Annotated in this window: 26 protein-coding genes; 18 read left to right on the top strand and 8 right to left on the bottom strand. The window is 70.5% G+C overall.

The genetic code is table 11. The features are described from left to right. Nucleotides 1-84: 84 nt before the first annotated feature. Both ACZ6S4_RS17150 and ACZ6S4_RS17155 read right to left on the bottom strand, forming a co-directional pair. Nucleotides 85-2,634 carry an ABC transporter permease gene (locus tag ACZ6S4_RS17150; protein WP_465475867.1) on the bottom strand — a complete coding sequence of 850 codons (2,550 nt, stop codon included), beginning with the start codon at nucleotides 2,632-2,634 and terminating at the stop codon, nucleotides 85-87. Then, nucleotides 2,634-3,401 (bottom strand): ABC transporter ATP-binding protein, encoded by a 768-nt coding sequence (locus tag ACZ6S4_RS17155; RefSeq protein ID WP_465475868.1) that lies wholly within the window; start codon nucleotides 3,399-3,401, stop codon nucleotides 2,634-2,636. The genes ACZ6S4_RS17150 and ACZ6S4_RS17155 overlap by 1 nt, the downstream gene beginning before the upstream one ends. Before the next feature lie 191 nt (nucleotides 3,402-3,592). Here ACZ6S4_RS17155 and ACZ6S4_RS17160 point away from each other — a divergent pair, with 191 nt between their 5' ends. Together ACZ6S4_RS17160 and ACZ6S4_RS17165 are read left to right on the top strand one after the other, a co-directional pair. Further along, complete coding sequence (locus ACZ6S4_RS17160; RefSeq protein ID WP_465475869.1) at nucleotides 3,593-4,081, top strand: hypothetical protein; 489 nt, start codon at nucleotides 3,593-3,595, stop codon at nucleotides 4,079-4,081. 30 nt (nucleotides 4,082-4,111) lie between these two features. After that, nucleotides 4,112-4,906 carry a DUF4097 family beta strand repeat-containing protein gene (locus ACZ6S4_RS17165; RefSeq protein WP_465475870.1) on the top strand — a complete coding sequence of 265 codons (795 nt, stop codon included), beginning with the start codon at nucleotides 4,112-4,114 and terminating at the stop codon, nucleotides 4,904-4,906. 161 nt (nucleotides 4,907-5,067) lie between these two features. Here the strand turns inward: ACZ6S4_RS17165 and ACZ6S4_RS17170 are convergent, their stop codons facing one another. Together ACZ6S4_RS17170 and ACZ6S4_RS17175 are read right to left on the bottom strand one after the other, a co-directional pair. After that, a complete protein-coding gene (locus tag ACZ6S4_RS17170) occupies nucleotides 5,068-5,697 on the bottom strand; it encodes a LuxR C-terminal-related transcriptional regulator (RefSeq protein ID WP_465476088.1) in 630 nt (209 codons plus the stop codon). Between the two features lie 380 nt (nucleotides 5,698-6,077). Beyond that, complete coding sequence (locus ACZ6S4_RS17175; RefSeq protein WP_465475871.1) at nucleotides 6,078-7,265, bottom strand: RecB family exonuclease; 1,188 nt, start codon at nucleotides 7,263-7,265, stop codon at nucleotides 6,078-6,080. A 170-nt stretch (nucleotides 7,266-7,435) separates the two neighbouring features. On the opposite strand from ACZ6S4_RS17175, the gene ACZ6S4_RS17180 reads away from it, so the two are divergent. The 3 genes from ACZ6S4_RS17180 to ACZ6S4_RS17190 all read left to right on the top strand — a co-directional run bounded on the left by ACZ6S4_RS17180 (nucleotide 7,436) and on the right by ACZ6S4_RS17190 (nucleotide 10,152). Further along, on the top strand, nucleotides 7,436-8,506 hold the full coding sequence (locus ACZ6S4_RS17180; protein WP_465476089.1) for a M50 family metallopeptidase: 1,071 nt from the start codon (nucleotides 7,436-7,438) through the stop codon (nucleotides 8,504-8,506). 14 nt (nucleotides 8,507-8,520) lie between these two features. Next, entirely contained in the window at nucleotides 8,521-9,486 is a 966-nt protein-coding gene (locus tag ACZ6S4_RS17185; RefSeq protein WP_465475872.1) for a tRNA (adenine-N1)-methyltransferase, read from the top strand. Nucleotides 9,487-9,561: 75 nt separating this feature from the next. After that, a complete protein-coding gene (locus ACZ6S4_RS17190; protein WP_212989208.1) occupies nucleotides 9,562-10,152 on the top strand; it encodes a hypothetical protein in 591 nt (196 codons plus the stop codon). A 57-nt stretch (nucleotides 10,153-10,209) separates the two neighbouring features. Here the strand turns inward: ACZ6S4_RS17190 and ACZ6S4_RS17195 are convergent, their stop codons facing one another. After that, nucleotides 10,210-10,503 (bottom strand): ferredoxin, encoded by a 294-nt coding sequence (locus ACZ6S4_RS17195; RefSeq protein ID WP_212989209.1) that lies wholly within the window; start codon nucleotides 10,501-10,503, stop codon nucleotides 10,210-10,212. A 175-nt stretch (nucleotides 10,504-10,678) separates the two neighbouring features. Between ACZ6S4_RS17195 and arc the strand changes: the two genes are divergently transcribed. The 6 genes from arc (at nucleotide 10,679) to prcA (ending at nucleotide 16,545) form a co-directional block, all read left to right on the top strand. Beyond that, complete coding sequence (arc, locus tag ACZ6S4_RS17200) at nucleotides 10,679-12,457, top strand: proteasome ATPase (RefSeq protein ID WP_360815963.1); 1,779 nt, start codon at nucleotides 10,679-10,681, stop codon at nucleotides 12,455-12,457. Between the two features lie 175 nt (nucleotides 12,458-12,632). After that, nucleotides 12,633-14,150, top strand: coding sequence for a depupylase/deamidase Dop (dop, locus tag ACZ6S4_RS17205; RefSeq protein ID WP_465475873.1), 1,518 nt, complete (start codon nucleotides 12,633-12,635; stop codon nucleotides 14,148-14,150). Nucleotides 14,151-14,245: 95 nt separating this feature from the next. Next, on the top strand, nucleotides 14,246-14,461 hold the full coding sequence (locus ACZ6S4_RS17210) for a ubiquitin-like protein Pup (protein WP_106124861.1): 216 nt from the start codon (nucleotides 14,246-14,248) through the stop codon (nucleotides 14,459-14,461). Between the two features lie 98 nt (nucleotides 14,462-14,559). Then, nucleotides 14,560-14,871 carry an endonuclease domain-containing protein gene (locus ACZ6S4_RS17215; protein WP_465475874.1) on the top strand — a complete coding sequence of 104 codons (312 nt, stop codon included), beginning with the start codon at nucleotides 14,560-14,562 and terminating at the stop codon, nucleotides 14,869-14,871. Further along, complete coding sequence (gene prcB / locus ACZ6S4_RS17220; RefSeq protein WP_212989211.1) at nucleotides 14,790-15,629, top strand: proteasome subunit beta; 840 nt, start codon at nucleotides 14,790-14,792, stop codon at nucleotides 15,627-15,629. The genes ACZ6S4_RS17215 and prcB overlap by 82 nt, the downstream gene beginning before the upstream one ends. Before the next feature lie 58 nt (nucleotides 15,630-15,687). Continuing rightward, nucleotides 15,688-16,545 (top strand): proteasome subunit alpha, encoded by an 858-nt coding sequence (gene prcA / locus ACZ6S4_RS17225; protein ID WP_465475875.1) that lies wholly within the window; start codon nucleotides 15,688-15,690, stop codon nucleotides 16,543-16,545. 206 nt (nucleotides 16,546-16,751) lie between these two features. Here prcA and rfbB read toward each other — a convergent pair whose 3' ends face one another. After that, nucleotides 16,752-17,726, bottom strand: coding sequence for a dTDP-glucose 4,6-dehydratase (gene rfbB, locus ACZ6S4_RS17230; RefSeq protein WP_465475876.1), 975 nt, complete (start codon nucleotides 17,724-17,726; stop codon nucleotides 16,752-16,754). Between the two features lie 128 nt (nucleotides 17,727-17,854). On the opposite strand from rfbB, the gene pafA reads away from it, so the two are divergent. From pafA to ACZ6S4_RS17245, 3 genes are read left to right on the top strand one after another with little or no spacing between them, the layout of a single operon-like run. After that, nucleotides 17,855-19,213, top strand: coding sequence for a Pup--protein ligase (gene pafA / locus ACZ6S4_RS17235; protein WP_212989214.1), 1,359 nt, complete (start codon nucleotides 17,855-17,857; stop codon nucleotides 19,211-19,213). A 23-nt stretch (nucleotides 19,214-19,236) separates the two neighbouring features. Next, nucleotides 19,237-19,458 (top strand): hypothetical protein, encoded by a 222-nt coding sequence (locus ACZ6S4_RS17240; protein ID WP_465475877.1) that lies wholly within the window; start codon nucleotides 19,237-19,239, stop codon nucleotides 19,456-19,458. Between the two features lie 10 nt (nucleotides 19,459-19,468). Then, a complete protein-coding gene (locus ACZ6S4_RS17245; protein WP_465475878.1) occupies nucleotides 19,469-19,975 on the top strand; it encodes a macro domain-containing protein in 507 nt (168 codons plus the stop codon). A gap of 670 nt (nucleotides 19,976-20,645) precedes the next feature. Here the strand turns inward: ACZ6S4_RS17245 and ACZ6S4_RS17250 are convergent. Beyond that, entirely contained in the window at nucleotides 20,646-21,728 is a 1,083-nt protein-coding gene (locus tag ACZ6S4_RS17250) for a DUF3866 family protein (protein WP_465475879.1), read from the bottom strand. A 10-nt stretch (nucleotides 21,729-21,738) separates the two neighbouring features. Further along, a complete protein-coding gene (locus tag ACZ6S4_RS17255) occupies nucleotides 21,739-22,734 on the bottom strand; it encodes a cation diffusion facilitator family transporter (RefSeq protein WP_465476090.1) in 996 nt (331 codons plus the stop codon). Nucleotides 22,735-22,886: 152 nt separating this feature from the next. On the opposite strand from ACZ6S4_RS17255, the gene ACZ6S4_RS17260 reads away from it, so the two are divergent. From ACZ6S4_RS17260 to tatA, 4 genes are all read left to right on the top strand, one after another. Beyond that, nucleotides 22,887-23,882, top strand: coding sequence for a helix-turn-helix transcriptional regulator (locus ACZ6S4_RS17260; RefSeq protein ID WP_451911870.1), 996 nt, complete (start codon nucleotides 22,887-22,889; stop codon nucleotides 23,880-23,882). Continuing rightward, on the top strand, nucleotides 23,879-24,865 hold the full coding sequence (locus tag ACZ6S4_RS17265; RefSeq protein WP_465475880.1) for a helix-turn-helix transcriptional regulator: 987 nt from the start codon (nucleotides 23,879-23,881) through the stop codon (nucleotides 24,863-24,865). The genes ACZ6S4_RS17260 and ACZ6S4_RS17265 overlap by 4 nt, the downstream gene beginning before the upstream one ends. Nucleotides 24,866-24,875: 10 nt before the next feature. Continuing rightward, entirely contained in the window at nucleotides 24,876-25,154 is a 279-nt protein-coding gene (locus ACZ6S4_RS17270) for a hypothetical protein (RefSeq protein ID WP_360815989.1), read from the top strand. A 159-nt stretch (nucleotides 25,155-25,313) separates the two neighbouring features. Then, complete coding sequence (gene tatA, locus ACZ6S4_RS17275) at nucleotides 25,314-25,679, top strand: Sec-independent protein translocase subunit TatA (RefSeq protein WP_360543866.1); 366 nt, start codon at nucleotides 25,314-25,316, stop codon at nucleotides 25,677-25,679. The last annotated feature ends 2 nt before the right edge of the window (nucleotides 25,680-25,681 follow it).

Raw genomic sequence — 25,681 nt, forward strand, 5'->3', positions numbered from 1 at the left:
CGCTCTACCCGAGCCTCGCGCTCTGTCTGGCCTCGCGCACCGCGCGAGCCCGCACCGGGTTCGGCGCGGGCTCGGCGGTTGTGCTCAGTCGTGGGCGATGGCGCCCAGGACGTTGAGGCGGGCGGCGCGGATCGCCGGCAGGACCGCGGCGATCACCCCGACCAGGGCGGCCAGCACCAGGTAGGTGCCCATCCGCTCCCACGGCAGCACCAGCTCGGTGATGCCGTCGCTCTTCAGCGCGCGGGTCACCGCCGTACCCATGCCGGCGCCGACGACCACGCCGAGCAGCGCGCCGAAGACGGAGATCACCACCGCCTCGACCGTCACCATCCGCATCGTCTGCGCCCGGCCCAGGCCGACCGCCCGCAGCAGCCCCAGCTCGCGGGTGCGTTCCAGCACCGACAACGCCAGGGTGTTGATCACGCCGAGCACCGCGATCAGGATGGCCAGCGCCAGCAGGATCTGGATCATCGTGATCAGGGTGTCGAAGGTGGCCGCCTGCTGGTCCACGAACGCCTGCGCGTCCTGCGCCGACACCTCCGGGCTGTCCGCCAGCAGCGTCTTGACCTGCGGCAGCACCTGGCTGACCGCGACACCGTCGGCCAGGCGGACGAAGCCCATGGTCGGCTGGGTGATGCCGAAGTCCTTGGCCGTGGCGACCGGCAGCATGTAGTCACCCGGCATGCGGTCCTCCGGGTAGGTGGCCACGATCGTGTACTGGCTCGGATCGCCGCGCGCCGGCTGGAGGGTGACCTTGGTGCCGACCTGCCAGCCGTAGTCCTGCGCCTCCTCCACGCTGACGGCCAGCTGGTCGTCGCGCAAGGTGTCCGGCATCCCGACCGCGGTGTTGCCGAACGCGTCCTTGAGCGCGGTCACGTTGTCGGTGGCGTTCACGTAGTGGTTCTCGCCGTCGATCGTGACCTGGTCGTTCCAGAGGCCGGCGACCGACCGTACCCCCGGGATCTTCGCCGTGTCGCGCAGCACCGCCGGGTCGTAGGTCGGCGGCCGCGGGCCGTTCTGGTCGCCGCTGATGACGACCTCGGCCTTGAGGATCGTGGCCGCCTCGGCCTTGAGGCTCGCCTTGGCCGAGTCCATGACCACGGTGACGCCGGTGACCAGCGCGATGCCGACCATCAGCGCGGCCGCGGTGATCGCGGTGCGCCGCGGGTTGCGGCCCGAGTTGAGCCGGCCCAGGCGCCCCGGCAGCGACCAGGAGAAGAGCCGGCCGATGCCGGACACGACCGGGCGGCTGATCAGCGGCGTGAGCAGCGCGATGCCGATGAACGAGACCAGCACGCCGGTCAGGATGGTCCAGAGGGTGGCGTCGCCCAGGTCGGCGAACAGCCCCAGACCCAGGGCGGTCGCACCCGCCGCGGTCACCAGGCCGCCGGCCACGCTGACCTTGGTGAGCGGCCGGTCCGGCGTCGCCACGTCCTGCATGGCCGCGACCGGTGCGATGCGCGACGCCCGCAGCGCGGGCAGGACCGCGGCGACCACGGTCACCAGGACCCCGACCACGAACGAACTGATGATCGCGGTGGCCGGCACCCCGACGGTGCCGAGCTGCATGCCGCCACCGGCGAAGGAATTGAACAGGTACGCCAGCAGCGCGCCGACCCCGACACCCGCCGCCAGGCCGAGCACCGAGGCGATCAGGCCGATGACCACCGCCTCGACCAGCACCGAGCCGATCATCTGACGGCGGCTCGCGCCCAGCGCCCGCATCAGCGCCAGCTCCCGGGTGCGCTGCGCGACGATGATCGAGAACGTGTTGAGGATCAGGAAGATCCCGACGAACAGCGCGACGCCGGCGAAACCGAGCAGGATGTTGGTGAAGAAGCCGAGCCCGGCCTGCAGGTCGGCGGCGGTGTCGGCGGCGAGCTGGTCACCGGTCTTGGTGACGTAGCCGGCGCCGAGGGTGGCCGAGATCCGGTCGCGCAGTGCTTCCGGCGTCACGCCCGGCTCCGCCTGCACCCGGATGGAGCTGTAGACCCCGGTCTTGCCCAGCATCAGCTTCTGGGCCACCGGTTCGGTGAAGGCCACCTCCTGCACGCCGCCGAGGCTGTCCCGGTTGCCGCTGTAGCCGTAGATGCCGACCAGCGTGAACTCTTTCTTCGGTTCCAGGGTGAGCACGCCGACCCGGTCGCCGACCTTGATGCCGGCGGCCTTGGCCACGGTCGCGTTCACCACGAACTCGTTGTCGGCGGTGGGCCCGCGGCCCTCGCGCAGCTGGAGCAGGTCGTCCGTGCCGGTCCAGGCCGAGCCGATGCGCGGCGGGCCGACCGAGGTGAGGACCTTGCCGTCGCTGCCGATCACCCGGGCGCCGTCGGCGTCGACGAGCCCGGTCGCGCTCTTCACACCGGGTACGCCCCGCACCTGCGCCAGGGCGGACGCGGGCAGCGGGGTGATGACCTCTTCGCCCTCGAACTCGGAGACCTCGACCTTGGGTTTGGCCGTGACGCCGACGTCGGTCGTGGAGTACGCGCTGGCGAACAGCGAGTCGAACGACTTGCTCAGAGTGTCGGTGACCACGAACGCGCCGGCCACGAACATGACGCCGAGCACGACGGCGAGCCCGGAGAGGATGAGCCGCAGCTTGCGGGCCAGCAGGCTCTTCAGGGTCGCGCGCAGCATCAGAGCATCACCGGTTCGGCGTGCGTGTCGAGGCGCTTCATCATGTCCAGGACACTCTCCGGGGTCGGGCCGGCGAGCTCGTCGACGATCGCGCCGTCGGCCAGGAACACCACCCGGTCGGCATAGCTGGCGGCGACCGGGTCGTGGGTGACCATGACGATGGTCTGGTTGTGCTCGCGCACGCTGGCCCGCAGGAACGACAGCACCTCGGCGCCGGACCGCGAGTCCAGGTTGCCGGTGGGCTCGTCGGCGAAGATGACATCGGGCCGGCCGATCAGGGCCCGGGCACACGCGACGCGCTGCTGCTGGCCGCCGGAGAGCTGGCTGGGCCGGTGGCTGAGCCGGTCCCGCAGTCCGACGGTGTCGATGACGATGTCCCACCACTGCGGGTCGGGCTTGCGTCCGGCGATGTCCAGCGGCAGCCGGATGTTCTCCTGCGCGCTCAGCGTCGGCAGCAGGTTGAACTGCTGGAAGATGAAGCCGACCCGGTCGCGGCGCAGCCGGGTGAGGGCCTTGTCGCCCATGCCGGTGATCTTGGTGCCGCCGACGTGCACCTCACCGCGGTCGACCGTGTCCAGCCCGGCCAGGCAGTGCATGAGGGTCGACTTGCCGCTGCCGGACGGGCCCATGATGGCCGTGAACCTGCCGCGTTCGAACTCGGCGCTCACGCCGCGCAGCGCGACGACCCGCGCCTCGCCGGTGCCGTAGACCTTCCAGACCTCGCCGGCCTGTGCGGCCGCCGGTTCGCGGGAATCCGTGCTTGTCACTGTGCCCCCAGGAGAACGTGCTCGATGTGGTCCGGCTCAGTCTTTCGGCGTGAGCGTCCCGAAGCGTCCGCCCAGCGGCGTAGCCCGACGCGGAGATTTCGGTGGGGGTGCCACCCAGACAACGCTCAGGGTTACCCCCTGGCGTCACGGTGACGGTTGACAGACGTCATTGATGACGTCATATTGATGTCATGGACCTGACGCCGTACCTCGAATCGCTCCGCAGCGACCTCAGCGCCGCAGCGGCCCCGGGTGGTCCGGAGACCACCCGGGCGGCGGACCTGCTCGGCCACGCCCTGGAGGCGTCGGTCCGGCTGGCTCTGCTGCAGGCGCTGTCGGACGCGGCGGCGGAGATCACCACCCGCCTGCACGGACCGGTGGTGGACGTCCGTCTCCGCGGTCGCGACGCGGACCTGGTGGTCACCGAGCCGGCGGCGGAGCCCGACCTCGATGGGCAGCCGGCCCCGGCACCACCGCCCGACGGCGGTGACCTCGCCCGGCTGACCCTGCGCATGCCGGAAGCGCTCAAGACCCACGTCGAGCACTCCGCGGCGGCCGAGGGCATCTCGGTCAACGCCTGGCTCGTGCGCGCGGTGACCGCGGCGGCCGGCGGCACGCCGGCCCAGCCGCCACGCCGGGGCCGCCCCGGCAAGCGCATCACCGGCTTCGCCCAAGCCTGAGCTGCTGTTTCCATCTGAAGGGAAAAGACCATGTACGAGTTCGACCGCTCCACCCCCGTGACGGTGTCCCTGCGCGTGCAGCGCGGCACGGCGGAACTGGTGGCCGAGAACCGGCCCGGCATCCAGGTGCAGATCGAGCCGGAGAGCGGCGCCGAGGACCGCTTCACGGTGGCGTTGGAAGGGGACACGCTGGTCGTGCACGGGCCGGAGTCGACGTGGGACTGGCGCCGTACCCCGAAGGTCCGGGTCCTGGTCCGGGTGCCGCTGGACAGCGCGCTGGCCGCCAAGACGGCGTCGGCCGACGTCCACGCGACCGGTCGCTGGGCGAGCGCCCAGGCGAGTACGGCGTCCGCGGATGTGTCCGTGGACGAGGTGACCGGGGACGCGTCACTGAAGGCGTCCAGCGGTGATGTGGCGATCAACCGGGTCGGTGGGTCGCTGCGGATCAGCAGCGCGTCCGGGGACCTTCGGGTGGGTGACGTCAGTGGTGACGTCAAGGCGGACACGACGAGCGGCGACATCGTGCTGCGCCGGGTCGGCGGGTCGCTGGAGGCGGGCACGGCATCGGGCGACGTCGAGGTGGGCGTGGTCAGCCGGGGCAAGACCCGCCTGGGAACGGCATCCGGCGACGTCTCGGTCGGGGTGGCCGCGGGGACCGGGGTCTGGCTGGATCTGAGCACGGCCTCCGGATCGACGACGAGCGATCTGGCGATGGGCGGGCCGGCGGAGGGTGTGCGGGAGGCGGCGTTGGAACTGCGGGTCCGGACCGCGAGCGGGGACATCGACGTGCACCGGGCGATGGGCGACCTGCGCGCCGCCGCCTGACCCGTTCCGTCGGATGCGGGCGGCCCTCGGGTCCCGGCGCGCCCGATACGGGCGGTCCTTGGGGTCTTGGCTTGCCGGATGCGCCCGATACGGGCGGTCCTTGGGGTCCTGGTTTGCCGGATGCGCGCGGTGGCCGGCGGTCGGATCGGTCGGGTTGGTGGTCAGCCGCCGGGGCGGACCAGGCCGGTCTCGTAGGCCAGGACGACGGCCTGGACGCGGTCGCGGAGGCCGAGTTTCGTGAGCATGTGGCCCACGTGGGTCTTCACCGTCGTCTCGCTGACCGTGAGGGCCCGGGCGATCTCCGCGTTCGAGTGACCCTTGGCCACGTGGGCGAGCACCTCACGCTCCCGGTCGGTCAACGTCTTGAGCGCCGGCGCGGCCGCCGTCGTGGCCGGCGCGGGCAGAGCCTCGGCCAGGCGAGTGAGCAGCCGAGCAAGAATCGCCGGCGCGACCACGGCGCCCCCGGCCGCGACGGTACGGACAGCAGCAACCAGCTCGGCCGGCGGCACGTCCTTGCACAGGTAACCCATGGCGCCGGCCGCCACCGCCCCGGTGACCTGCTCATCGGCGTCGTACGTGGTCAGAATCAGCACCCGGACCGGCAACCCGGACTCGACGATCGCACGCGTCACGGCCAGCCCGTCGAGCCGAGGCAACCGAAGATCCATGAGCACGACATCGGGGAGCAGGCGCCGCGACAGATCGACGGCTTCGAGCCCGTCACCGGCCTCACCGACAACCGTGACGCCGTCGCTGTCGGCGAAGGCCATCCGCAGTCCGGACCGCAGCATCGGCTGATCGTCGACGAGCAGGACGCGCACCGGCCGCCCGTTCGCCAGGGCCGGAGCCGTGCCGTTGACCCCCGTCACCGCTTCGCCTCTCCGCTCAGCCGGCCTTGATGCTGTGGCCGCTCTGCTCGGGGCCGTGGCCGGCCCCGCGCCCACCCTAGGGGATCATGCCGTGATCACGGCCCACACGTGTCATCCTTCGGACGCGCTGGCCATGGGGTGTGCTTGGGGTAGTTCTGCGGTGACGAGACGCTTCGGAGAGCTGGCGATGGCGCAGGACGGACCGGGCTGGGCGGGTCGTGTGATGGAGCGAAGCACGCTGGATGGGCCGCGCTGGGTGGTCGCGTCGGGTGGATCGCGCCGATTCGGGTCGGGGCGAGGGGTCAGGACTGGCGGGGGACCGGCAGCGTGATCGTGTCGTCCTCCGCTTCGGGCGAGGCGACCGGCTCCGGCCTGGGCTCCGGGTACGGCGGCGGAGTGCCGCCGAACTCCGGGCAGAACGCCTGGTGGCTGCACCAGCCGCACAACTTGCTGGGCTTCGGGCGGAAATCCTTGTCCTGCTTGGCCCGTTCGATCGCCTGGGACAGCGCCACGAGGGTGCGTTCGAAGCGTTCCAGCTCCGCCGCGTCCGGGCTGTAGTCGCAGATCTCGGCGTCCTTCAGGTACAGCAGGCGCAGAACCCGTGGCACCACGCCCCGGGTGCGCCACAGCACCAGGGCGTAGAACTTCAGCTGGAACAGCGCCCGGCCCTCGAAGGCCTCGCGTGGCGCGCCGCCGGTCTTGTAGTCGACGACGCGTAGGTCCCCGGCGGGGGAGACGTCGAGCCGGTCGATGTAGCCGCGGATCAGCAGTTCGTCGTCGACCAGGGTCGACACGAGGCTCTCGCGCTCGGCGGGCTCCAGGCGCTGGGGGTCTTCGACCGCGAAGTAGCCGGCCAGCAGGTCGCCTGCGCCCGCGAGGAACGCCGCGATCCGCTCGGCCTCGCCGGCGGACTCGAGCCCCGGCAGCGGATCGGCCACGGCGCCCGAAGCCACGGCGGCCGAAGCCACGGCGGCCGGCGCTACGGCGGCCGGCGCTACGGCGGCCGGCGCTACGGCGCCCGAAGCCACGGCGCCCGAAGCCACGGCGGCCGGCGCTGGGTCGGCCGTTTCACCGGGCGCGGCGACCGACACGGCACCGCCGTCGGCCGAGCCGGCAGAAACGGCCCCGGCGGGTGCCGGGGTGTTGACGGCTTCGGCGAACAGAGCCTCCAACGCCGGCTCCTGCTCCAGCAGCCGCGCCCAAGACGGCGCCACCAGCGCCGCCGCAGCCGCCGGCGTCCGCTCAGCCGCCGGCAGGTCGAACAGGCTCTCCAGCACCGCGTGCACCAGCGTGCCGCGCACCTGGTCGGGCGTCGGTTTCTCCGGCAGCCGGTCGATCGAGCGGAACCGGAACAGCAGCGGGCAGGTCTTGAAATCCGCCGCACGCGACGGTGACAGCGACGGCCCCGTGTGGCGCTCCCCACGACCGGGAGCGGAGCCGGGCTGCGGCTGCGGATCCGCGGAAGGGGACAAAACCGTTTCTGCCGTCATGGGGGTAAGGCTAGGGGAGGGGTACGACGAAACCGCCGCGGCAGGGACCTCTCAGGCGCGGTCCGTAGCATCGACGTGTGGACGACGGCGTGCAGCAGACCCGCCCCGCCCGGCGGCCGGGCCGGGTGGTCGGGCGGGTGCTGGGCATCCCGCTCTATCTCAACCCTTCGATGCTCCTGCTCGCGGTGCTGGTCACCGTCGTGTACGGCGGGTACGTGGAGGCCGAGCTCGGACTCGTCGCGCCGTACGCGTACGCGATCGGTTTCGGTTTTGTGGTCTGTCTGCTGGGGTCCGTGCTCCTGCACGAGCTCGGCCACGCCCTGACCGCCCGGCGGTACGGGATCGGTGTGCGCGGGATCACGCTGGAACTGCTCGGCGGCTACACGGAGATGGACCGTGACGCCCCTTCGCCGCGGGTCGACGCGCTGGTCTCGCTGGCCGGCCCGGCCGTCTCCCTGGTGCTGGGCGCTGCCGCCACGGCCGCCGCGTTCGCGCTGCCCGACCGGACCGTCGCCGGTGAGATCGCCTTCCAGCTGGCCGTCAGCAACGTCCTCGTGGCGATCTTCAACGTGCTGCCGGGCCTGCCGCTCGACGGTGGGCGGGCGCTGCGGGCCGGGCTGTGGGCGCTGCTCAAGGACCGGAACCGGGCCACCGAGTTCGCCGCCTGGGCCGGGCGGGGCATCGCCCTGCTCACGGGCATGGCCGTGGTCACCCTGTACTCGCTGAAGCTGCTGACCGTTTTCGGACTGTTGTTCATCCTGCTGGTGGTCTTCACGTTGTGGCAGGGCGCCGGTCAGTCGCTCCGGCTCGCGCGGATGACGCGGCGGTTCCCCCTCGTCGACCTGCGGACCCTCGCGCGGCCGCTTTTCGCCGTACCGTCGGGAACGCCGCTGGCTGAGGCCCAGCGCCGGGCCGGTGCGGCCGACCGGGCCGGGGATGCCCTGGCCGTCGCCGATGCCGGCGGCCGGCTCGTCGCGCTGGTGGACGCCGCCGGGGCCGCTGCCGTGCCCGCCGAGCGACGGCCCTGGGTGGCGGTCGACACCGTCGCGCGTGACCTCGGCCGGGTGCCCGCTCTGCCGCTCGGGCTGACCGGCGAGCAGGTGGTCCGGGCGGTGCAGGCCCACCCGGGTGCGCAGTACGTCGTCACCTCCGGGGAGGATGTCGTCGGCGTGCTGCACGTCGCGGACCTGGCCCAGTTGCTGGAGCCGCGCCGCGCGAGCCGCCGGCCAGCACCCCGATAGCCAGTCCGCGGCAGATGAGAGAGCGATCAGTGACCGTGCAAGACAGCACCAGCGTCGTCGACGAGCCCGTGCCCGCCCACCGGGGACCGTTCCGCGAGGGCGACCGTGTGCAGCTCACGGATCCCAAGAACCGGATGCACACGATCGTGCTGGAGCACGGCAAGGAGTTCCACACCCACCGCGGCGCACTGGCGCACGACGCGCTGATCGGGCTGCCCGACGGCAGCGTCGTGGTCTCCGCCGGCGGCACCGCCTACCTCGCGCTGCGCCCGCTGCTCGCCGACTACGTGCTCTCCATGCCGCGCGGCGCGCAGGTCATCTACCCCAAGGACGCCGCGCAGATCGTCGCCATGGCCGACATCTTCCCGGGCGCCAAGGTCATGGAGGCCGGCGTCGGGTCGGGCGCGCTCACCTGCTCGCTGCTGCGGGCGGTCGGCAGCAGCGGTGAGCTGCACTCGTACGAGCTGCGTGACGATTTCGCGGCGATCGCCCGCAAGAACGTCGAGGCGTTCTTCGGTGGTCCGCACCCCGCGTGGCACCTGCACTCCGGCGATGTCGCGCAGGCCGAGGGGACCGGTTTCGACCGGATCGTCCTTGACATGCTGACCCCCTGGGAAGCCCTCGACATGGTCGAGCGGGCGCTGATCCCCGGCGGCGTCTTCATCGGGTACGTGGCCACGACCCCGCAGCTGTCGGAGCTGGTCGAGGCGTTGCGTGAGCGCGGTGGCTGGACCGAGCCGCGGGCCTGGGAGTCGCTGGTGCGCGACTGGCACGCCGAGGGTCTCGCCGTGCGCCCGGACCACCGGATGATCGCGCACACCGCGTTCCTGGTCTCGGCCCGCAAACTCGCCCCCGGCGTGACGGCGCCGCCGCGGCGCCGCAAGCCGAGCAAGGGCGCCGAGGCGTACGCCCTGCGCAGGGCCGCTCAGGCGGCGCTGGCGGCCGAACGCGCGGAGACGGATGACGATACCGGGGTGTGACGGACCGGGACGGATCCGGTAGTTTCCGTCGCGGGTTTCGATGGGTTCTCAGAGCGGAGGGAACGGGTGGGCGCGATGAGTTCTCCGCCGTTCGGTGGCAGCAACGAGATGCCGGCGGTTTTTCCCGACTGGTCGCCGTACGAGGATCTGGACTCGGCCGCCCGGGCGTACCTGCGCGACCCCGAGGTGGCGCTCGACGCCCTGTTCGGGGTGCTGCGCGGGGCCTCGGTGCTCTGTTTCACGCTGGAGCGCTTCGTCAACGAGGTCAACGGCGTCTGGCAGGAGGTTGTCATCTGTGACGGCAGCCGGCTGGTGCTGTGGCACGGCGAGGACGTGGCGCCCGGCGACGGCCCGGTCGGCTCGATGACCTCGTCGCTGCGGGTGGTGCCGCTGTCGACCGTCACCGAGGTGGGGTGCCGCCGGCGGCTCACCCGCACGTCGACCGGGCAGGCCCGGGTCGACAGCATCGACGTCTATCTGCTGCTGAGCTCCGTGGACGACGCGGTGCCGCCGCCCGGCATGGCCGAGGAGGAGGGCCGGGCCGCGTTGCGGCACGACGCGCTGCGCTTCGGTAAGACCCTCGACGACGGCGGCCCCGGGCAGATTGCCCGTTTGGAGGAATTCTCCCGGGTTGTCGCATCTTTGGTCGGTCGCCCGACGCTGTGACATTTCCCGCTCCGCCGGGCCGATCTTCATCGGGCCCGGCGGGATGGTGGAAAACGATCAGTCGGCGTCCGGGCCGGCGATCTCCACGTCGTCGCGCGAACGCACCACGTGGATGCAATCGCCCGGGCACTCCTTGGCCGCGTCGATCACCTCGAGGTGCAGCCGGGCCGGCACCCCGGTGCGCACTCCGGGGCTCTGCAGCAGCTCACCGGCGCTGTCCTTGACGTACGCGAGGCCGTCGATGTCGAACTCGAACACCTCGGGTGCGTACTGCACGCACAACCCGTCACCGGTGCACAGGTCCTGATCCACCCAGACCTCGAGCTCGTCTGTGTCGGTCTGTGTCGACACCGCTCACCTCCCCCAACTAGCCCGCTCCGACGGTACCCGAACCCCCTGACCACCCGGTGCACCCCACAGGCCCGATCGATCAAGGTTCAGTGACGAGGGTGTTGCATGGGTCGAAATCCGGCCCGCAGCGGCTAGTGTTGTCACCAAGACGTTCGAGCCCCCGGGGAGGTGGGACGTGGCACGTAGCGACGAGGCGTCAGGCGCCGCACGTTGGGAGAAAGAGGCCAACGATCTCTCCAGCCAGGTTGCGTTCCTGCAAGAAGAACTCGCTCTGGTACGGCGGAAGTTGACCGAGAGCCCCCGACACGTCCGGCAGCTCGAGGAACGGCTCGCGGCAACGCAGTCGCAGCTGGCCCGGCTGACCGAGAACAACGACCGGCTCGTGGCGACCCTCAAGGAAGCCCGATCCCAGATCGTCACTCTCAAAGAAGAGATTGACCGGCTCGCCCAGCCGCCCAGCGGCTACGGCGTATTCCTGGCCGCCCACGAGGACGGCACCGTCGATGTCTTCACCGGGGGCCGCAAGCTGCGGGTGGCGGTCTCGCCGTCGCTTGTGGTGGAGGATCTCAAGCGCGGGCAGGAAGTCCTGCTCAACGACGCGCTCAACGTGGTCGACGCGTTCGGTTACGAACGGGTCGGCGAGGTCGTCCTCCTCAAGGAGGTCCTCGAGAACCCCGCCGGCGGTCCGGGCGACCGGGCGCTGGTCATCTCGCACGCCGACGAGGAGCGGATCGTCCACCTGGCCGACTCGCTGCAGGTCTCCAAGCTGCGGGCGGGCGACTCGCTCATGATCGAGCCGCGCTCGGCGTACGCGTACGAGCGCATCCCGAAGAGCGAGGTCGAGGAGCTCGTCCTCGAGGAAGTCCCGGACGTCGACTACACCGACATCGGTGGTCTGCACTCGCAGATCGAGCAGATCCGCGACGCGGTGGAGCTGCCGTTCCTGCACGCCGACCTGTTCCGGGAGCACCAGCTGCGCCCGCCGAAGGGCATCCTGCTCTACGGCCCGCCCGGCTGCGGTAAGACCCTGATCGCCAAGGCGGTCGCCAACTCGCTCGCGAAGAAGATCGCCGAGCGCCGCGGCGAGGAGAAGCACACCAGCTACTTCCTCAACATCAAGGGTCCCGAGCTGCTCAACAAGTACGTGGGTGAGACCGAGCGGCACATCCGCCTGGTCTTCCAGCGGGCCCGGGAGAAGGCCGGCGAGGGTACGCCGGTCATCGTGTTCTTCGACGAGATGGACTCGATCTTCCGTACCCGTGGCTCCGGTGTCTCCTCCGACGTGGAGAACACCATCGTCCCGCAGCTGCTCAGCGAGATCGACGGTGTCGAGGGCCTGGAGAACGTCATCGTCATCGGCGCCTCCAACCGGGAAGACATGATCGACCCGGCGATCCTGCGCCCCGGCCGCCTCGATGTGAAGATCAAGATCGAGCGTCCGGACGCGGAGGCGGCGAAGGACATCTTCGCCAAGTACATCCTCAGCGGCCTGCCGCTGAGCACCGACGACCTGGCCGAGCACGGCAACGACCGGGACGTCACCGTGGCCGCGATGATCGAGGCGGTCGTGCTCCGGATGTACACGGAGACCGAGGAGAACCGCTTCCTGGAGGTCACCTACGCCAACGGTGACAAGGAAGTCCTCTACTTCAAGGACTTCAACTCCGGCGCGATGATCCAGAACATCGTCGACCGCGGCAAGAAGATGGCGATCAAGGAGTTCCTCACCTCCGGCAAGAAGGGCCTGCGACTGCAGCACCTGCTCGACAGCTGCGTCGACGAGTTCCGGGAGAACGAGGACCTGCCCAACACCACCAACCCCGACGACTGGGCCCGCATCTCCGGCAAGAAGGGCGAGCGGATCGTCTACATCCGTACGCTCGTCTCCGGCGGCAAGGGCGCAGAGGCCGGCCGCTCCATCGAGACGGCCAGCAACACCGGTCAGTACCTGTAGGAAGCCGAGCAACGCCCGACGCGGGCGGGGAGGCGCTACGACGCGCCCCCTCGTCCGCGTTGTGCATCTCTACCCTGCGTGTTCTGGTGCGCACGTGCGGGTGCGAGTACGGACAGAGAAGCGTCTAGGCTCGATACATGGGCAACGGCAGCACAGTGGCGGGTGGGGTGGCAGCATGAGCGTTCGACGAATCATGGGTACCGAGGTCGAGTACGGCATTTCGGTGCCCGGGCAGCCCGGCGCCAACCCGATGGTCACCTCCTCGCAGGTGGTCAACGCCTACGGAGCACGACCGGAGCTCAACCGCGGCGGCCGCGCCCGGTGGGACTACGAAGAGGAGTCGCCGCTGCGCGACGCCCGCGGATTCACCTACTCGGGTGCCGCGTACGACCCGGCCGACGCGCTCGCCGACGAGGACCTCGGCCTGGCCAACGTGATACTGACCAACGGCGCCCGCCTCTACGTCGACCACGCCCACCCGGAGTACAGCACCCCGGAATGCACCAACCCGCTGGACATCGTCCGCTGGGACAAGGCCGGCGAACGGGTCATGGCCGAGGCGTCCCGGCGCGCCGCCACGATCCCCGGCACCCACCGCATCCAGCTCTACAAGAACAACACCGACAACAAAGGCGCCTCGTACGGGTCGCACGAGAACTACCTCATGCGCCGCCAGACGCCGTTCGCCGACATCGTGGCGCACCTGACGCCGTTCTTCGTCACCCGGCAGATCTTCTGCGGCGCCGGCCGCGTCGGCATCGGCCAGGACGGCAGCGGCTCCGGTTTCCAGATCTCCTCGCGCGCCGACTTCTTCGAGGTCGAGGTGGGCCTGGAGACCACGCTGAAGCGGCCCATCATCAACACCCGCGACGAGCCGCACTCGGACGCGGACAAGTACCGCCGGCTGCACGTCATCATCGGTGACGCGAACCTCTCCGAGATCTCCACGTACCTCAAGGTCGGCACGACCGCCCTGATCCTCAACATGATCGAGGAGAAGGTGTTCACCGGCGAGCTCGGCATCGCCGACCCGGTCTCCGAGCTCAAGGCCGTCAGCCACGACCCGTCGCTCAAGCACCTCATGCGCCTGCGCGACGGCCGCAAGCTCACGGCGCTGGACCTGCAGTGGGCCTACTACGAGCGCGCCAAGGCGTTCTGCGACGAGCGCTACGGCTCGGACATGGACGAGCAGACCGTGGACGTCCTGCAGCGCTGGGAGGACGTCCTCGACCAGCTCGGCCGCGACCCGATGCAGCTCTCCGACCAGCTCGACTGGGTGGCCAAGCTGCGCCTGCTGGAGGGCTACCGCGAGCGCGAGAACCTCACCTGGTCCTCGCCCAAGCTCCAGCTGGTCGACCTGCAGTACTCCGACGTCCGGACCGAGAAGGGCCTGTACCACCGCCTGGTCGCCCGCGGCTCGATGAAGACGCTGCTGGACGACGACGAGACCCGCCGCGCGATGGTGGAGCCGCCCGAGGACACCCGGGCCTACTTCCGCGGCCAGTGCCTGGCCCGGTACGCGTCCGAAGTGGTCGCGGCCAGCTGGGACTCGGTGATCTTCGACGTGGGGCGCGAATCGCTCGTGCGCGTCCCGATGATGGAGCCCGAACGGGGCACCAAGAAGCACGTCGGCGCCCTGTTCGACAAGTGCGACACCGCGAAGGACCTGCTCGAGGTGATCACGAGCCGTTGACGGGGAAACGCCCGTGTGCCGACGGGCGTTTCTGTCGGACCCGCGAGGTAAGTTTTTCCCAACCCGAAGCGGTTGGGTCATGAAGGGGGACAGCCATGGCAACGCGAGACACCGGCGGTCAGTCGCAGTCCGGCAAGGGCAAGCGCGACGAGGAGATCGAGGACGTCACCACCGAGGCCAACCCTGAGGTTGCCGAACGCCACGCCGAAATCACCGAGGACGTCGACGACCTGCTCGACGAAATCGACTCCGTCCTCGAAGAAAACGCCGAGGAATTCGTGCGAGGCTATGTACAAAAGGGTGGCCAATAGACGTTATGTCCGATTCTTGAATCGGACCGCGCCGAGGGCTTGCCGTGCCGGGTGAGTCTGGAAGCGTCTGGAATTCCACGCCGTCGTCGGGACGACCGGTGAAGCGTCCTGCCGCGAGCGGTGCGCCGAAGCGGTCGAAGACGGGCAGGCGACGGTGTGGGATCGGGAACGGCCGCCCGCGGGCGGTTGATCCTCAACACGTCGATCGCGATCATCGCTCCGGCCGCGCGCGCGGGATACTGTGCTTCAACTGCAACGGCGGCCTGGGGCAGTTCCGGGACAACCCGGTGTTCCTCGCCGAGGCTATTACGTATCTGAAAGGAACCACGTGGCAGCGGGTTTTGATCCATCCGGGCGTCTTCCAGATGTGTTCACCAATGCGGGGACGTCCTCCTTCACGCAGTTCCTGAGCCAAGCGGCCCCCGAGCTGCTGCCGGGTCGCCGGCCGCTGCCGCCGGGGATGGCCGCCGACATCGCGCCGCACGGCACGACCATCGTCGCCATCGCCACCGCCGAGGGCGTCGTGATGGCCGGCGACCGGCGCGCCACCATGGGCAACCTCATCGCCAGCCGGGACATCGAGAAGGTGCACCCGGCCGACGCGTACTCGCTGATCGGTATCGCCGGCACGGCCGGCATCGGCATCGAGCTGATGCGCATCTTCCAGGTCGAGCTGGAGCACTACGAGAAGATCGAGGGCGCCATGCTGTCCCTCGACGGCAAGGCCAACCGCCTCGCCGCCATGGTGCGCGGCAATCTCGGTGCGGCCATGCAGGGCCTGGCCGTGGTGCCGCTGTTCGCGGGCTTCGATCTGTCCCCGTCCGACCCGTCGAAGGTCGGGCGCATCTTCAGCTTCGACGTCGCGGGCGGCCTCTACGAGGAGACCGGCTACGACGCGATCGGCTCCGGTTCGCTGTTCGCCAAGTCGGCGCTCAAGAAGCGTTACCGTCCCGGAGTCAGCACCCAGGACGCGATCCGCCTCGCGGTCGAGGCGCTCTACGACGCCGCCGACGACGACACCGCGACCGGTGGCCCCGACCTGACCCGCAAGATCTACCCGGTGGTGATGACCGCGACGGCGGACAGCACCCATCGGCTGACCGAGGCCGAGATCAACGCGGTGGCCGAGCAAGTGGTCGCCGGACGGATGGAGAACCCGGGCGGCTGATCGCCCACCGGTCCTCGCACCAAAACCCGCCATCCGGTCTTCGAAGGAGTTGCCACCCGTGGCCATGCAGTTCTACGCCTCACCCGAGCAGGTCCAGCGTGACCGCTCGGAGTACGCCCGCAAGGGCATCGCCCGCGGCCGCTCCGCCGTCGTCCTCACCTACGAGGGCGGCGTCCTGCTGGTCGCCGAGAACCTCACCTCGCTGCGCAAGATCAGCGAGCTGTACGACAGGATCGGCTTCGCGGCGGTCGGCCGCTACAACGAGTTCGAGAGCCTGCGCCGGGCCGGCGTGCGGATGGCCGACCTCAACGGGCTGGCCTACGACCGCCGGGACGTGACCGGCCGCGCGCTGGCGAACGCCTACACCCAGACGCTGGGTGCGATCTTCTCCGAGACGCAGAAGCCGTACGAGGTGGAAATCTGCGTGGCGGAGGTCGGCGCGTCGCCCGAGGCCGACGAGCTGTACCGGATCACCTACGACGGCTCGGTGCAGGACGAGCCCGGTTTCATGGCGATGGGCGGCTCCGCCGAGGCGATCTCGACGGTGCTCAAGTCCCGCCATGACGTCGCGGCGGACCTGCAGACCGCCCTGGCGCTGGCGGTCGAGGGCCTGGCCAGCGTCGGCGGGGAGAACGGCACTCCGCGTACGCTGGGCGCCTCCCAGCTCGAGGTGGCGGTCCTGGACCGCAACCGCAAGGGCCGCACCTTCCGCCGCATCTCGGGCGCTGCGCTGACCACGCTGCTCGAGGGCGGTAAGGACGAGCCGGAGAAGGAAGTCGGCGAGGCGGGCGATGTGGCACCGCCGGCGCCGGCTGGGGGCAAGCCGACCGTTTCGGCCGCTTCGGTTGACCTGGAGGGCAAGGCCGAGGCTGACCCGGCCGAGCCGGCCGACGACACCAACGGCGACGGTTCCTGACCTGACGGGCTACCGGCCGCACCCCCAGCCTTGCCCGCCGTGGCCGGGCTCGGGGGAGCGGCCGGGCCGGGCTGAGGTCGGACTGACGGCCGGCCGAGCGGGCGGCGATGATCCGTGCGAGCCGGTTGCCCCGGGCGCGGGTGAATCACGGGCCAGGGCCGATCTGACGGCCGGGCGAGGCTGACGGGCGCGGGTCGGGCCGAGGCTCAATCGATGACGTGCGGGCGCCACCAGTCCTCGTTGTCGCGGTACCACTGCACCGTCTCCGTCAGACCGGCCTCGAAGTTCACCCGCGGCCGGTACCCCAGCTCCCGCCGTATCCGTTCGTCGTCCAGCGCGTACCTGCGGTCGTGTCCCTTGCGGTCCTCGACCGTCTCCACCCGGTCCCAGCCCACCCCGCAGGCCTCCAGCAGCATCCCGGTCAGCTCACGGTTCGTCAGCTCCCGGTTCCCCCCGATGTGGTAGACCTCGCCCGCCTTCCCCTCCGCCAGCACCAACGCCGTCCCCCGGCAATGGTCGTCGACGTGCACCCAGTCCCGTACCTGCTGTCCGTCGCCGTACAGGGGCACCGTGCGGCCGTCCAGCAGGTTCGTGACGAACCGGGGGATGAGTTTCTCGGGGTGCTGGTACGGCCCGTAGTTGTTGGCGCAGCGGGTCACCACGACGGGCAGCTGGTGGGTGCGGTGGTATGCCAGCGCCAGCAGGTCCGCCCCCGCCTTGGTGGCCGCGTACGGCGAGTTCGGCGCCAAGGGTGACCGCTCGGTCCATGCGCCCGTGCTGATCGAGCCGTAGACCTCGTCCGTGGAGACGTGCACGAAGCGGCTGGTGCCGTGCCGCAGCGCGGCGTCGAGCAGCACCTGGGTGCCGACCACGTTGGTCATGGCGAACTCCGCGGCCGCCCGGATCGAGCGGTCGACGTGGGATTCGGCGGCGAAGTGCACGACCGCGTCGTGGCGGGGCAGCACCGAGTCGATCAGGGCCGCGTCGGCGATGTCACCGGGTACGAAGTCGAGGCGTTTGCTCTCCGCGACCGGGCCCAGGTTCGCGAAGTTGCCGGCGTACGTCAGCTTGTCGAGGACCGTGACCCGGGCACCCTCCAGGCCCGGCAGTGAGTCGGTGAGCGCGCCGCGGACGAAGTGGGAGCCGATGAAGCCGGCGCCGCCGGTGACCAGAAGATTCATCAAGCGGGAGTGTATCCGCAGGTCCAGGCCCTGCGAGTTGATCTTCACAGACGATCATGACAGATAGCACCGGTGAAAGGGCGCGTTGTCACTGCCGCGAACGCCCCCGGTGCGGCTAGTGTTTCGTCATGGAACGGCGAATTTTCGGCCTCGAAACCGAGTACGGAGTCACGTGCACTTACCGGGGACAGCGGCGGCTGTCACCGGACGAAGTGGCCCGCTACCTGTTCCGCCGAGTGGTGTCCTGGGGACGGTCCAGCAACGTCTTCCTCCGCAACGGTGCCCGCCTCTACCTCGATGTCGGCTCCCACCCCGAGTACGCGACCCCCGAGTGCGACTCCGTCACCGACCTGGTCGCCCATGACCGTGCCGGTGAACGGATCCTGGAAGGTCTCCTCGTCGACGCGGAGAAGCGCCTGCACGACGAGGGCATCGCCGGTGAGATCTACCTCTTCAAGAACAACACCGACTCGGCCGGCAACTCGTACGGCTGCCACGAGAACTACCTGGTGAGCCGGCACGGCGAGTTCGGGCGCCTCGCCGACGTGCTCATCCCGTTCCTCGTCACCCGCCAGCTGATCTGCGGCGCCGGCAAGGTGCTGCAGACCCCGCGCGGTGCGGTCTTCTGCCTCTCGCAGCGGGCCGAGCACATCTGGGAGGGCGTCTCCAGCGCAACGACGCGCAGCCGCCCGATCATCAACACCCGCGACGAGCCGCACGCCGACGCTGAGCGCTACCGGCGCCTGCACGTCATCGTCGGCGACTCCAACATGAACGAGGTCACCACGCTGCTCAAGGTCGGCAGCGCCGACATCGTGCTGCGGATGATCGAGGCCGGCGTGGTCATGCGCGACCTGTCACTGGAGAACCCGATCCGGGCCATCCGCGAGGTCTCGCACGACATCACCGGCCGCCGCAAGATCCGCCTGGCCAACAACAAAGAGGTCAGCGCGCTCGAGATCCAGCAGGAATACCTGGCCAAGGCCACCGAGTTCGTCGAGCGTCGCGGTGGCGACCCGACCGCCAAGCGCGTCGTCGAGCTGTGGGGCCGGGTGCTCAACGCGATCGAGAGCGGCGACCTGGACCCGGTGTCCCGCGAGATCGACTGGGTGTCGAAGTACAAGCTGATCGAGCGGTACCAGGCCAAGCACGAGATGCCGATGTCGCACCCGCGGATCGCACAGCTCGACCTGGCGTACCACGACGTGCGCCGCGGCCGCGGCCTCTACGCCCTGATGGAGAAGCGCAAGCAGGTAGACCGCATCTCCAACGACCTCGAGATCTTCGAGGCCAAGGAAACGCCCCCGCAGACGACCCGCGCACGCCTGCGCGGGGAGTTCATCCGGCACGCCCAGGAGAAACGTCGCGACTTCACCGTCGACTGGGTGCACCTCAAGCTCAACGACCAGGCGCAGCGCACGGTCCTGTGCAAGGACCCGTTCCGCGCCTACGACGAGCGGGTGGAGCGCCTCATCGCCAGCATGTGAGCGAACGGTAGGCTGGTCGGGCCATGACGACACCAGCGCCCGAGCCCGACCAGCAGCCCGCCGGCGAAAAGCCGAAGGAGCCCGTCGAGGACGTCAAACCGAGCCTGGTGGAACGTCGCCGCGAACGCCTTCGCGCCGAGATCTACGAGGCCCGCCACGGTAACCACCTGGTCCCGACCTGGATGCTGACAACGATCCTGGTCGTGATCGTGGTGGGCTGGCTCTACCTGATCTACTCCGCCTGAGCGAGGGGTCATGGCGCGCATCGAGATCGTGGTCGCGGACATCACCGGCGAAGCCGTGGACGCGATCGTCACCGCGGCCAACGAATCCCTGCTCGGCGGCGGTGGTGTGGACGGTGCCGTGCACCGCGCGGCCGGCCCGCGGCTCGCCGAAGCAGGAGCGGCTCTCGCACCCCTCGATCCGGGCGACGCGGTGGCCACGCCGGCCTTCGACCTCGACCCGCCGGTCCGGCATGTGATCCACACGGTCGGTCCGGTCTGGGAGGGCGGCGACCAGGGCGAGGCTGAGGTGCTGGCTTCGTGCTACCGGCGCTCGCTGGAGGAGGCCGACCGCGTCGGGGCGCGCACGGTGGCAATTCCGGCGATCGCTACCGGGGTCTATGGCTTTCCGGCCGAGGAAGCGGCGGGCATCGCGGTCCGCACGATCAGGGACACCCCGACGGCGGTCGAGACGGTGCGGCTGGTCGCCTACGACGCCGAAGCAGGGGAGATCCTGCAGGCGGCGCTGGCCGCCAGCTGACCGGTAGGGGTGGAGCTGGGAGTTCGGGGGGTTGCCGGATCAAGGTCCGGAAGATCGAGGACTTCAAGATCAAGAGCTGAGAGATCAAGGTCTTGAAGATCAAAGTCTTGAAGATCAAGATCAGGTCGTGCCTGGTTGCATGGTGCTGATCGTTGCTCCCGCCGATTGCCAGGTCCGTGCGGAGTCACCCTTCCGCGCTACGCGCGAAACCGCACCACTGCGCAAGCCGCGCTGAGCGCGATTGCCGCGCTGAGCGATTGCCGCGCCGGATCGCCATGATGCCGTCGAGTTCGGTGAGCGATTGCCGCGCTGAGGGCGACTGCCGCGCCGAGCGATTGTTGCGCTGAGCGATTGCCGCGCTGAGGGCGACTGCCGCGCCGAGCGATTGTTGCGCTGAGCGATTGCCGCGCCGAGCGATTGCCGCGCCGAGCGATTGCCGCGCCGAGCGATTGCCGCGCTAAGCGATTGCCGCGCTGAGCGATTGCCGCGCTGAGGGCGACTGCCGCGCTGAGCGGGATTGCCGCGCTGAGCGATTGTTGCGCTGAGGGCGACTGCCGCGCCGAGCGATTGTTGCGCTGAGGGCGACTGCCGCCCGAGCGATTGCCGCGCTCAGCGTCGCGGTGCGCTGCCGGGACGCGAGTCGCGCGCGAAGACCGCGCGTCGTGGGAGGTCAGGAAATCAGCGTGGCAGCGTGCCGGCCCGCAGCTGCCGCCGCCACGAAGTAGGCGTGGTCCTCCGTCAGCCCTCGGCCCATCGTGGACAGCCGTACCGGGCTGGCCAGCAGCGCCGCGTCCAGCCCATCGGTCGCCACGCGGACCAGGCGGTGCAGAGTCGTCAGTGGCGCCAGGGCGTCCTCCACCGCCTTCGCCAGGTCGGTCGGGAGGTCGTCCGGGATCACCAGGTCCGCCGGGACCAGGGCGACCTTCCCGTACGCGGTCACGCTGTGGTGGGAGACGCCGCGGTGGCGGGCGCGGCCGTCGGCGTCCGAGATGCGCAGAGAACCCACCGGGGTGCCCTGCAGGGCCACGATCGCGTTGATCGCCTCGCCCAGGGCCACTCCGGAGAAACCCCAGGGCGTACCCGTGCCGAGGTTGCCCGGGCCCTGCGCCACGATGGCCACGTCCGCTGACAGGACGTGCCGGGCGGCCAGGAGCCCTGTGTGCAGGGTGCTGGCCTCCAGGTCGCCGCCGAACGACTGGCCGGTGGTCACCGTGCCGGCCAGGTGGTCGCGCATGCCGTCCAGGGTGCGGGAGAACCAGGCCGGGAGGGCGCCGCCGTCGGTCATCACGTAGGCGACCTTGGCGTCCGGGCGGTCCGCGTGGATGCCCGCCAGCACCGCCGGCAGGGCCGAGTGCAGGTCCGCCGTCACCACCGGCATGCCGTCCAGGCTTTCCGCGGTTGTCATCACCTCGCGGTGCGGGGACGCCTCCTCGTCGACGCCCAGCAGGATCGGCTGCAGCGGGGTGTAGCGGGCCTTGACCAGGTGGCCCGCGTCGCGGTCGGTGCCGGTCGACGGCGGGTCCGGTGGCAGCCGGTCGGGGAGCGCCACCACCAGGGCGTAGCCGCCGGTGCCCAGGCCCATCACCAGGGCGCCCACGTTCAGCAGAGCGCGGTCACCGACTTCCGGCGTACCGGTCAGGGCCGGGTAGGCCAGCGCCCGCAGTGGGCCTTCGTCCGTCGTCACGTCGAGTTCGACGGCGCCGCGCCATTCGCGTCGTACCGCGGATACCGTTCCTGATCGCCAGCGCACCATGGCGGCGACCCTATATGTCCACTCCGCCGTCGCGGTGGTTGCGTCCGGCCCGGCCGCGCGTCGGGTCCAGGAACACGTACTGGATGCCCGGGTAACGGGCCCGCAGCCGGCGCTCGGCCTCGTCCGACGCCGCCTCGATCTCCGCCCCGCTGACGTCGTCGTTGAAGTCGACCTTGGCCGCCACCAGGATCACGCCCGGGCCGAGCTGCATGGTCAGCAACGTCGGGACCGCCGTCACCACCGGGATGCCGGCCAGGTCGTCGGCGATCTGGTTGTGCATGCGCCGCGGCACCGCCCGGCCGACCAGCAGCGACACGTTGGCGCGGGCCAGTACGGTCGCGACCACCAGCAGCAGCAGGCCGATCGCGATCGAGGCCAGGCCGTCCCACAGCTCGGAGCCGGTGATCTGGGACAACGCGATGCCCACCGCCGCCAGGATCAGGCCGATCAGCGCGGCCGAGTCCTCGAAGTAGACGGCCTTGACCGTCGTGTCCGAGGTGAGCCGCAGGAACCGCCGGCGGCTGATGCCCCAGCGTTTCGACTCCCCGGTCACCTGCCGCTGCGCCTTCAGGAATGACGTGCCCTCCGCCAGGAACGACACGCCCAGCACGATGTACGACACCAGATAGGCGCCGCTGTGCTCGCCGCTGATGATGGTCGTCACACCGTGGTAGATCGAGAAGCCCGCGCCGCCGACGAAGGTGAACAGGGCCGCGATGAACGCCCAGACGAAGCTTTCCTTGCCGTACCCGAACGGGTGTTCCTCGTCCGGCCGCTTGGTGCCGCGGCGCAGCGCGACGAACAGGAACACCTCGGTGACCGTGTCGGCGAGGGAGTGCGCGGCCTCGGAGAGCATGGCCGCCGAGCCGGACAGCATGCCCGCGACCAGCTTGGCCGCGGCGATGGCCAGGTTGGCCAGGCCGGCGACGACGACGGTGCCGACGCTCTCGTTGCCCTCGTCGTCCGATGACTCCGCAGGGCCGGCGGGCTCCGCCGGTGCGGGCAGGGCCGAGCCGCCGGCTACGCCGACCGGCAGGTGGTCGTCGGGTTCGGTGAGCGGGGGACCGGCGGTGGGCGTCTTCTCTGGCACGCGTCCGGGGTTCCCTCCGGCGGTCACGAATAACCTCAGCGGCGTCGTTGCTGCTAGCGTTTCCTCTCGTGTCGCGGACCCGCACCGAGCGCCTGGTGAACCTGGTGATCTGTCTGCTGTCCACGCGACGGTTCCTGACCGCCGCGCAGATCGCCGCGACCGTGCCCGGGTACGAGCACGACCCCGAGGATCCCCGCGACCACGAGGCGTTCCAGCGCAAGTTCGAGCGTGACAAGGCCGAGCTGCGCGAGCTGGGCGTGCCGCTGGAGACCGGCCTGGCCAGCGCCTTCGACACCGAGTCGGGTTACCGGATCGCCCACCGCGAGTACGCCCTGCCGGACATCCCGCTCGAACCGGACGAGGCCGCCGCCGTCGGCATCGCCGCCCGGCTCTGGCAGCACGCCGGTCTGGCCGCCGCGGCCTCCTCCGGCCTGGCCAAGCTGCGCGCCGCCGGTGTCGAGGTCGACCCGCAGGCCACCCTCGGCATGGAGCCGGTGATGACCGTGGACCCGGCGTTCGGGCCGCTCACCGCCGCCGCCCGGGCCCGCCGCGCGGTCACCTTCTCCTACCGCGTCCCCGAGGTCGACGAACCCTCCACCCGCCGGCTGCAACCCTGGGGCGTGGTCTGCTGGCAGGGCCGCTGGTACGTCGTCGGTCACGACCGGGACCGGCAGGCCACCCGCTGCTTCCGGCTGTCCCGCATCGTCGGCGCCGTCCGCCCGGTCGGCTCCGAGGGCGCGTTCACCCCGCCCGAGAACGTCGACCTGATCAGCCACGTCGCCCGCTGGTCCGGACCGGTCGAGCGCAACGGGCGGGCCACTGTGCTCGTGCAGCCGGGCCGGGCCGCGGGCCTGCGCCGGCTGGCGATCGAGACGGTGCCCGGTCCCGACGGCGACCGCCTGACCATCCCGTACTCCGACGTCGAGTGGCTGGCCTCGCGGCTGGTCGGCTACGGCGCCGAGGTGCGCGCGGACGGGCCGCCGGAGCTCCGCGACGCCGTCATCCAGCAGCTCAAGGAGGTCGTGGCCCGCCACGAGCGGGTGCAGCCCGCGGTGCTGCGATGACCCCTCAGCCCCGTACCCGGGAGAACAAGGCCTCCGCCGACCGCCTGGGCCGGCTGCTCAACCTGGTGCCCTATCTGCTGGCCCGGCCCGGGATCCTGGTCGCGGAAGCGGCCGCGGCCTTCGGGATCACCGAGCGGCAGCTGCGCGAGGACCTGGAGCTGCTCTGGGTCTGCGGGCTGCCGGGGTACGGCCCCGGCGACCTGATCGACATGGCGCTCGACGGCGACCGGGTGACGATCACCTACGACGCGGGCATCGACCGGCCGCTGCGGCTCAACCCCGACGAGGCGCTCGCCCTGGTCGTGGCCCTGCGGATGCTGGCCGAGACGCCGGGCACGGGGTCGCGCGACGCGGTCGAACGGGCCCTGGCCAAGATCGAGAACGCGGCCGGTGACGTCGCGGACACCCCGGTCGCGGTGCGGCTGCCCGCGGACAACGAGCGGGTCGACGCGATCCGCGGTGTGGTCGAGCGCCGGCACGCCATGCGCCTGACCTATTACACGCCGGCCCGGGACGAGACCACCGAGCGGGTGGTCGACCCGATGCGGATGCTGATGGTCGGTCCCCGGGCCTACCTAGAGGCGTGGTGTCGCCGGGCCGAGGGCACCAGGCTGTTCCGGGTCGACCGCATCGACGCCTTCACCGAGCTGGACGAGCCTTCGGCGCCGCCGGCCCAGGCGGTGCCGCACGACGTCAGCGACGGCGTGTTCCATCCGTCGGCGGACCTGCCGCTGGTCACGCTGCGGGTGGGCCGCGGCAGCCGGTGGATCACCGAGTACTACCCGTGCGAGGACGTGCGGCGCGACGGCGACGAGTGGATCGTCACGATGCGGGTCACCGACCTGGGCTGGGCCCAGCGGCTGCTGTTGGGCCTGGGCCCGGACGTGACCGTGGTCGGCCCGGTCGAGCTGGTCGACCGGATCCGTGAACAGGCCGCCACCGCGCTGGACCAGTACGCGGCGACCCCACCCGTCACCGCCTAAGCTGTCCGCCATGGTGAAGTGGATCGTGATCGCCGTGGTGGCGCTCGCACTGATCATTCTGGTCGTGGCTGTGTTCTCCGTGCTCAACAGGCTGAACGGGCTGGACCGCGCGGCGCGGCGTCTGCAGCGTCGGCAGGCCGAGGCGATGAAGCTCCAGCAGGGCGCCGTCGTCCTGGAGGAGTCCGTGGCCGGCCTGCAGCAACGGGCCGAGATCATGCAGGCGCAGCTGGCCGTCATCAAGGCCGGACAGGGCGCCTCGGACGGGAAACACTCCTTAAAGAAGGCTTGATCCGCGTGGTAGCGTGCGGCGTTCCCCGCGCGTTGTCCGAAAATTCCTCGGACCGGATCGCAATCAAACAGCTCCGGCATGGGCTGCTCTCAACAACCACACGTACGATGGACCCCGCATCACCCGTCAGGACCCTGATCCGATCGACTGGAGTTATCCATGGGCGCCCTCAAGCCGTGGCACATCGCCATCTTCGTCGTCGTCCTCGTGCTGTTGTTCGGTGCGAAGCGGCTGCCGGACGCCGCGAGGTCGCTCGGCCGGTCGCTGCGGATCATCAAGGCCGAGACCAAGGGCCTGGTCGACGACAACGACAACGTCGCCGAGAAGGCCGAGCCGCAGTACTCGCGCCAGCCGCTGCAGCCCGATGCGATCCACCAGCCGGGTCAGCCGGGTTACCAGCAGGCGCCGCCTCCCGGATACCAGCAGCCGGGCTACCAGCAGCAGCCCAACGGCCAGCAGTACCCGCCGCAGCAGCCGCCGGCCCAGCCGTACGTGGACCCGGTGCAGCGCACCAACGACCGCTGATC

This window comes from Actinoplanes sp. NPDC051405 (assembly GCF_055586185.1).

What these genes read in the sequence shown, in the direction of transcription:
- ACZ6S4_RS17150 (WP_465475867.1), bottom strand. Translation starts at nt 2,634, where the DNA reads ATGCTGCGCGCGACCCTGAAGAGCCTGCTGGCCCGCAAGCTGCGGCTC.
- ACZ6S4_RS17160 (WP_465475869.1), top strand. Translation starts at nt 3,593, where the DNA reads ATGGACCTGACGCCGTACCTCGAATCGCTCCGCAGCGACCTCAGCGCC.
- ACZ6S4_RS17165 (WP_465475870.1), top strand. Translation starts at nt 4,112, where the DNA reads ATGTACGAGTTCGACCGCTCCACCCCCGTGACGGTGTCCCTGCGCGTG.
- ACZ6S4_RS17170 (WP_465476088.1), bottom strand. Translation starts at nt 5,697, where the DNA reads ATGCTGCGGTCCGGACTGCGGATGGCCTTCGCCGACAGCGACGGCGTC.
- ACZ6S4_RS17175 (WP_465475871.1), bottom strand. Translation starts at nt 7,265, where the DNA reads ATGACGGCAGAAACGGTTTTGTCCCCTTCCGCGGATCCGCAGCCGCAG.
- ACZ6S4_RS17180 (WP_465476089.1), top strand. Translation starts at nt 7,436, where the DNA reads ATGCTCCTGCTCGCGGTGCTGGTCACCGTCGTGTACGGCGGGTACGTG.
- ACZ6S4_RS17185 (WP_465475872.1), top strand. Translation starts at nt 8,521, where the DNA reads ATGAGAGAGCGATCAGTGACCGTGCAAGACAGCACCAGCGTCGTCGAC.
- ACZ6S4_RS17190 (WP_212989208.1), top strand. Translation starts at nt 9,562, where the DNA reads ATGAGTTCTCCGCCGTTCGGTGGCAGCAACGAGATGCCGGCGGTTTTT.
- dop (WP_465475873.1), top strand. Translation starts at nt 12,633, where the DNA reads ATGAGCGTTCGACGAATCATGGGTACCGAGGTCGAGTACGGCATTTCG.
- ACZ6S4_RS17210 (WP_106124861.1), top strand. Translation starts at nt 14,246, where the DNA reads ATGGCAACGCGAGACACCGGCGGTCAGTCGCAGTCCGGCAAGGGCAAG.
- rfbB (WP_465475876.1), bottom strand. Translation starts at nt 17,726, where the DNA reads ATGAATCTTCTGGTCACCGGCGGCGCCGGCTTCATCGGCTCCCACTTC.
- pafA (WP_212989214.1), top strand. Translation starts at nt 17,855, where the DNA reads ATGGAACGGCGAATTTTCGGCCTCGAAACCGAGTACGGAGTCACGTGC.
- ACZ6S4_RS17240 (WP_465475877.1), top strand. Translation starts at nt 19,237, where the DNA reads ATGACGACACCAGCGCCCGAGCCCGACCAGCAGCCCGCCGGCGAAAAG.
- ACZ6S4_RS17245 (WP_465475878.1), top strand. Translation starts at nt 19,469, where the DNA reads ATGGCGCGCATCGAGATCGTGGTCGCGGACATCACCGGCGAAGCCGTG.
- ACZ6S4_RS17250 (WP_465475879.1), bottom strand. Translation starts at nt 21,728, where the DNA reads ATGGTGCGCTGGCGATCAGGAACGGTATCCGCGGTACGACGCGAATGG.
- ACZ6S4_RS17265 (WP_465475880.1), top strand. Translation starts at nt 23,879, where the DNA reads ATGACCCCTCAGCCCCGTACCCGGGAGAACAAGGCCTCCGCCGACCGC.
- ACZ6S4_RS17270 (WP_360815989.1), top strand. Translation starts at nt 24,876, where the DNA reads ATGGTGAAGTGGATCGTGATCGCCGTGGTGGCGCTCGCACTGATCATT.
- tatA (WP_360543866.1), top strand. Translation starts at nt 25,314, where the DNA reads ATGGGCGCCCTCAAGCCGTGGCACATCGCCATCTTCGTCGTCGTCCTC.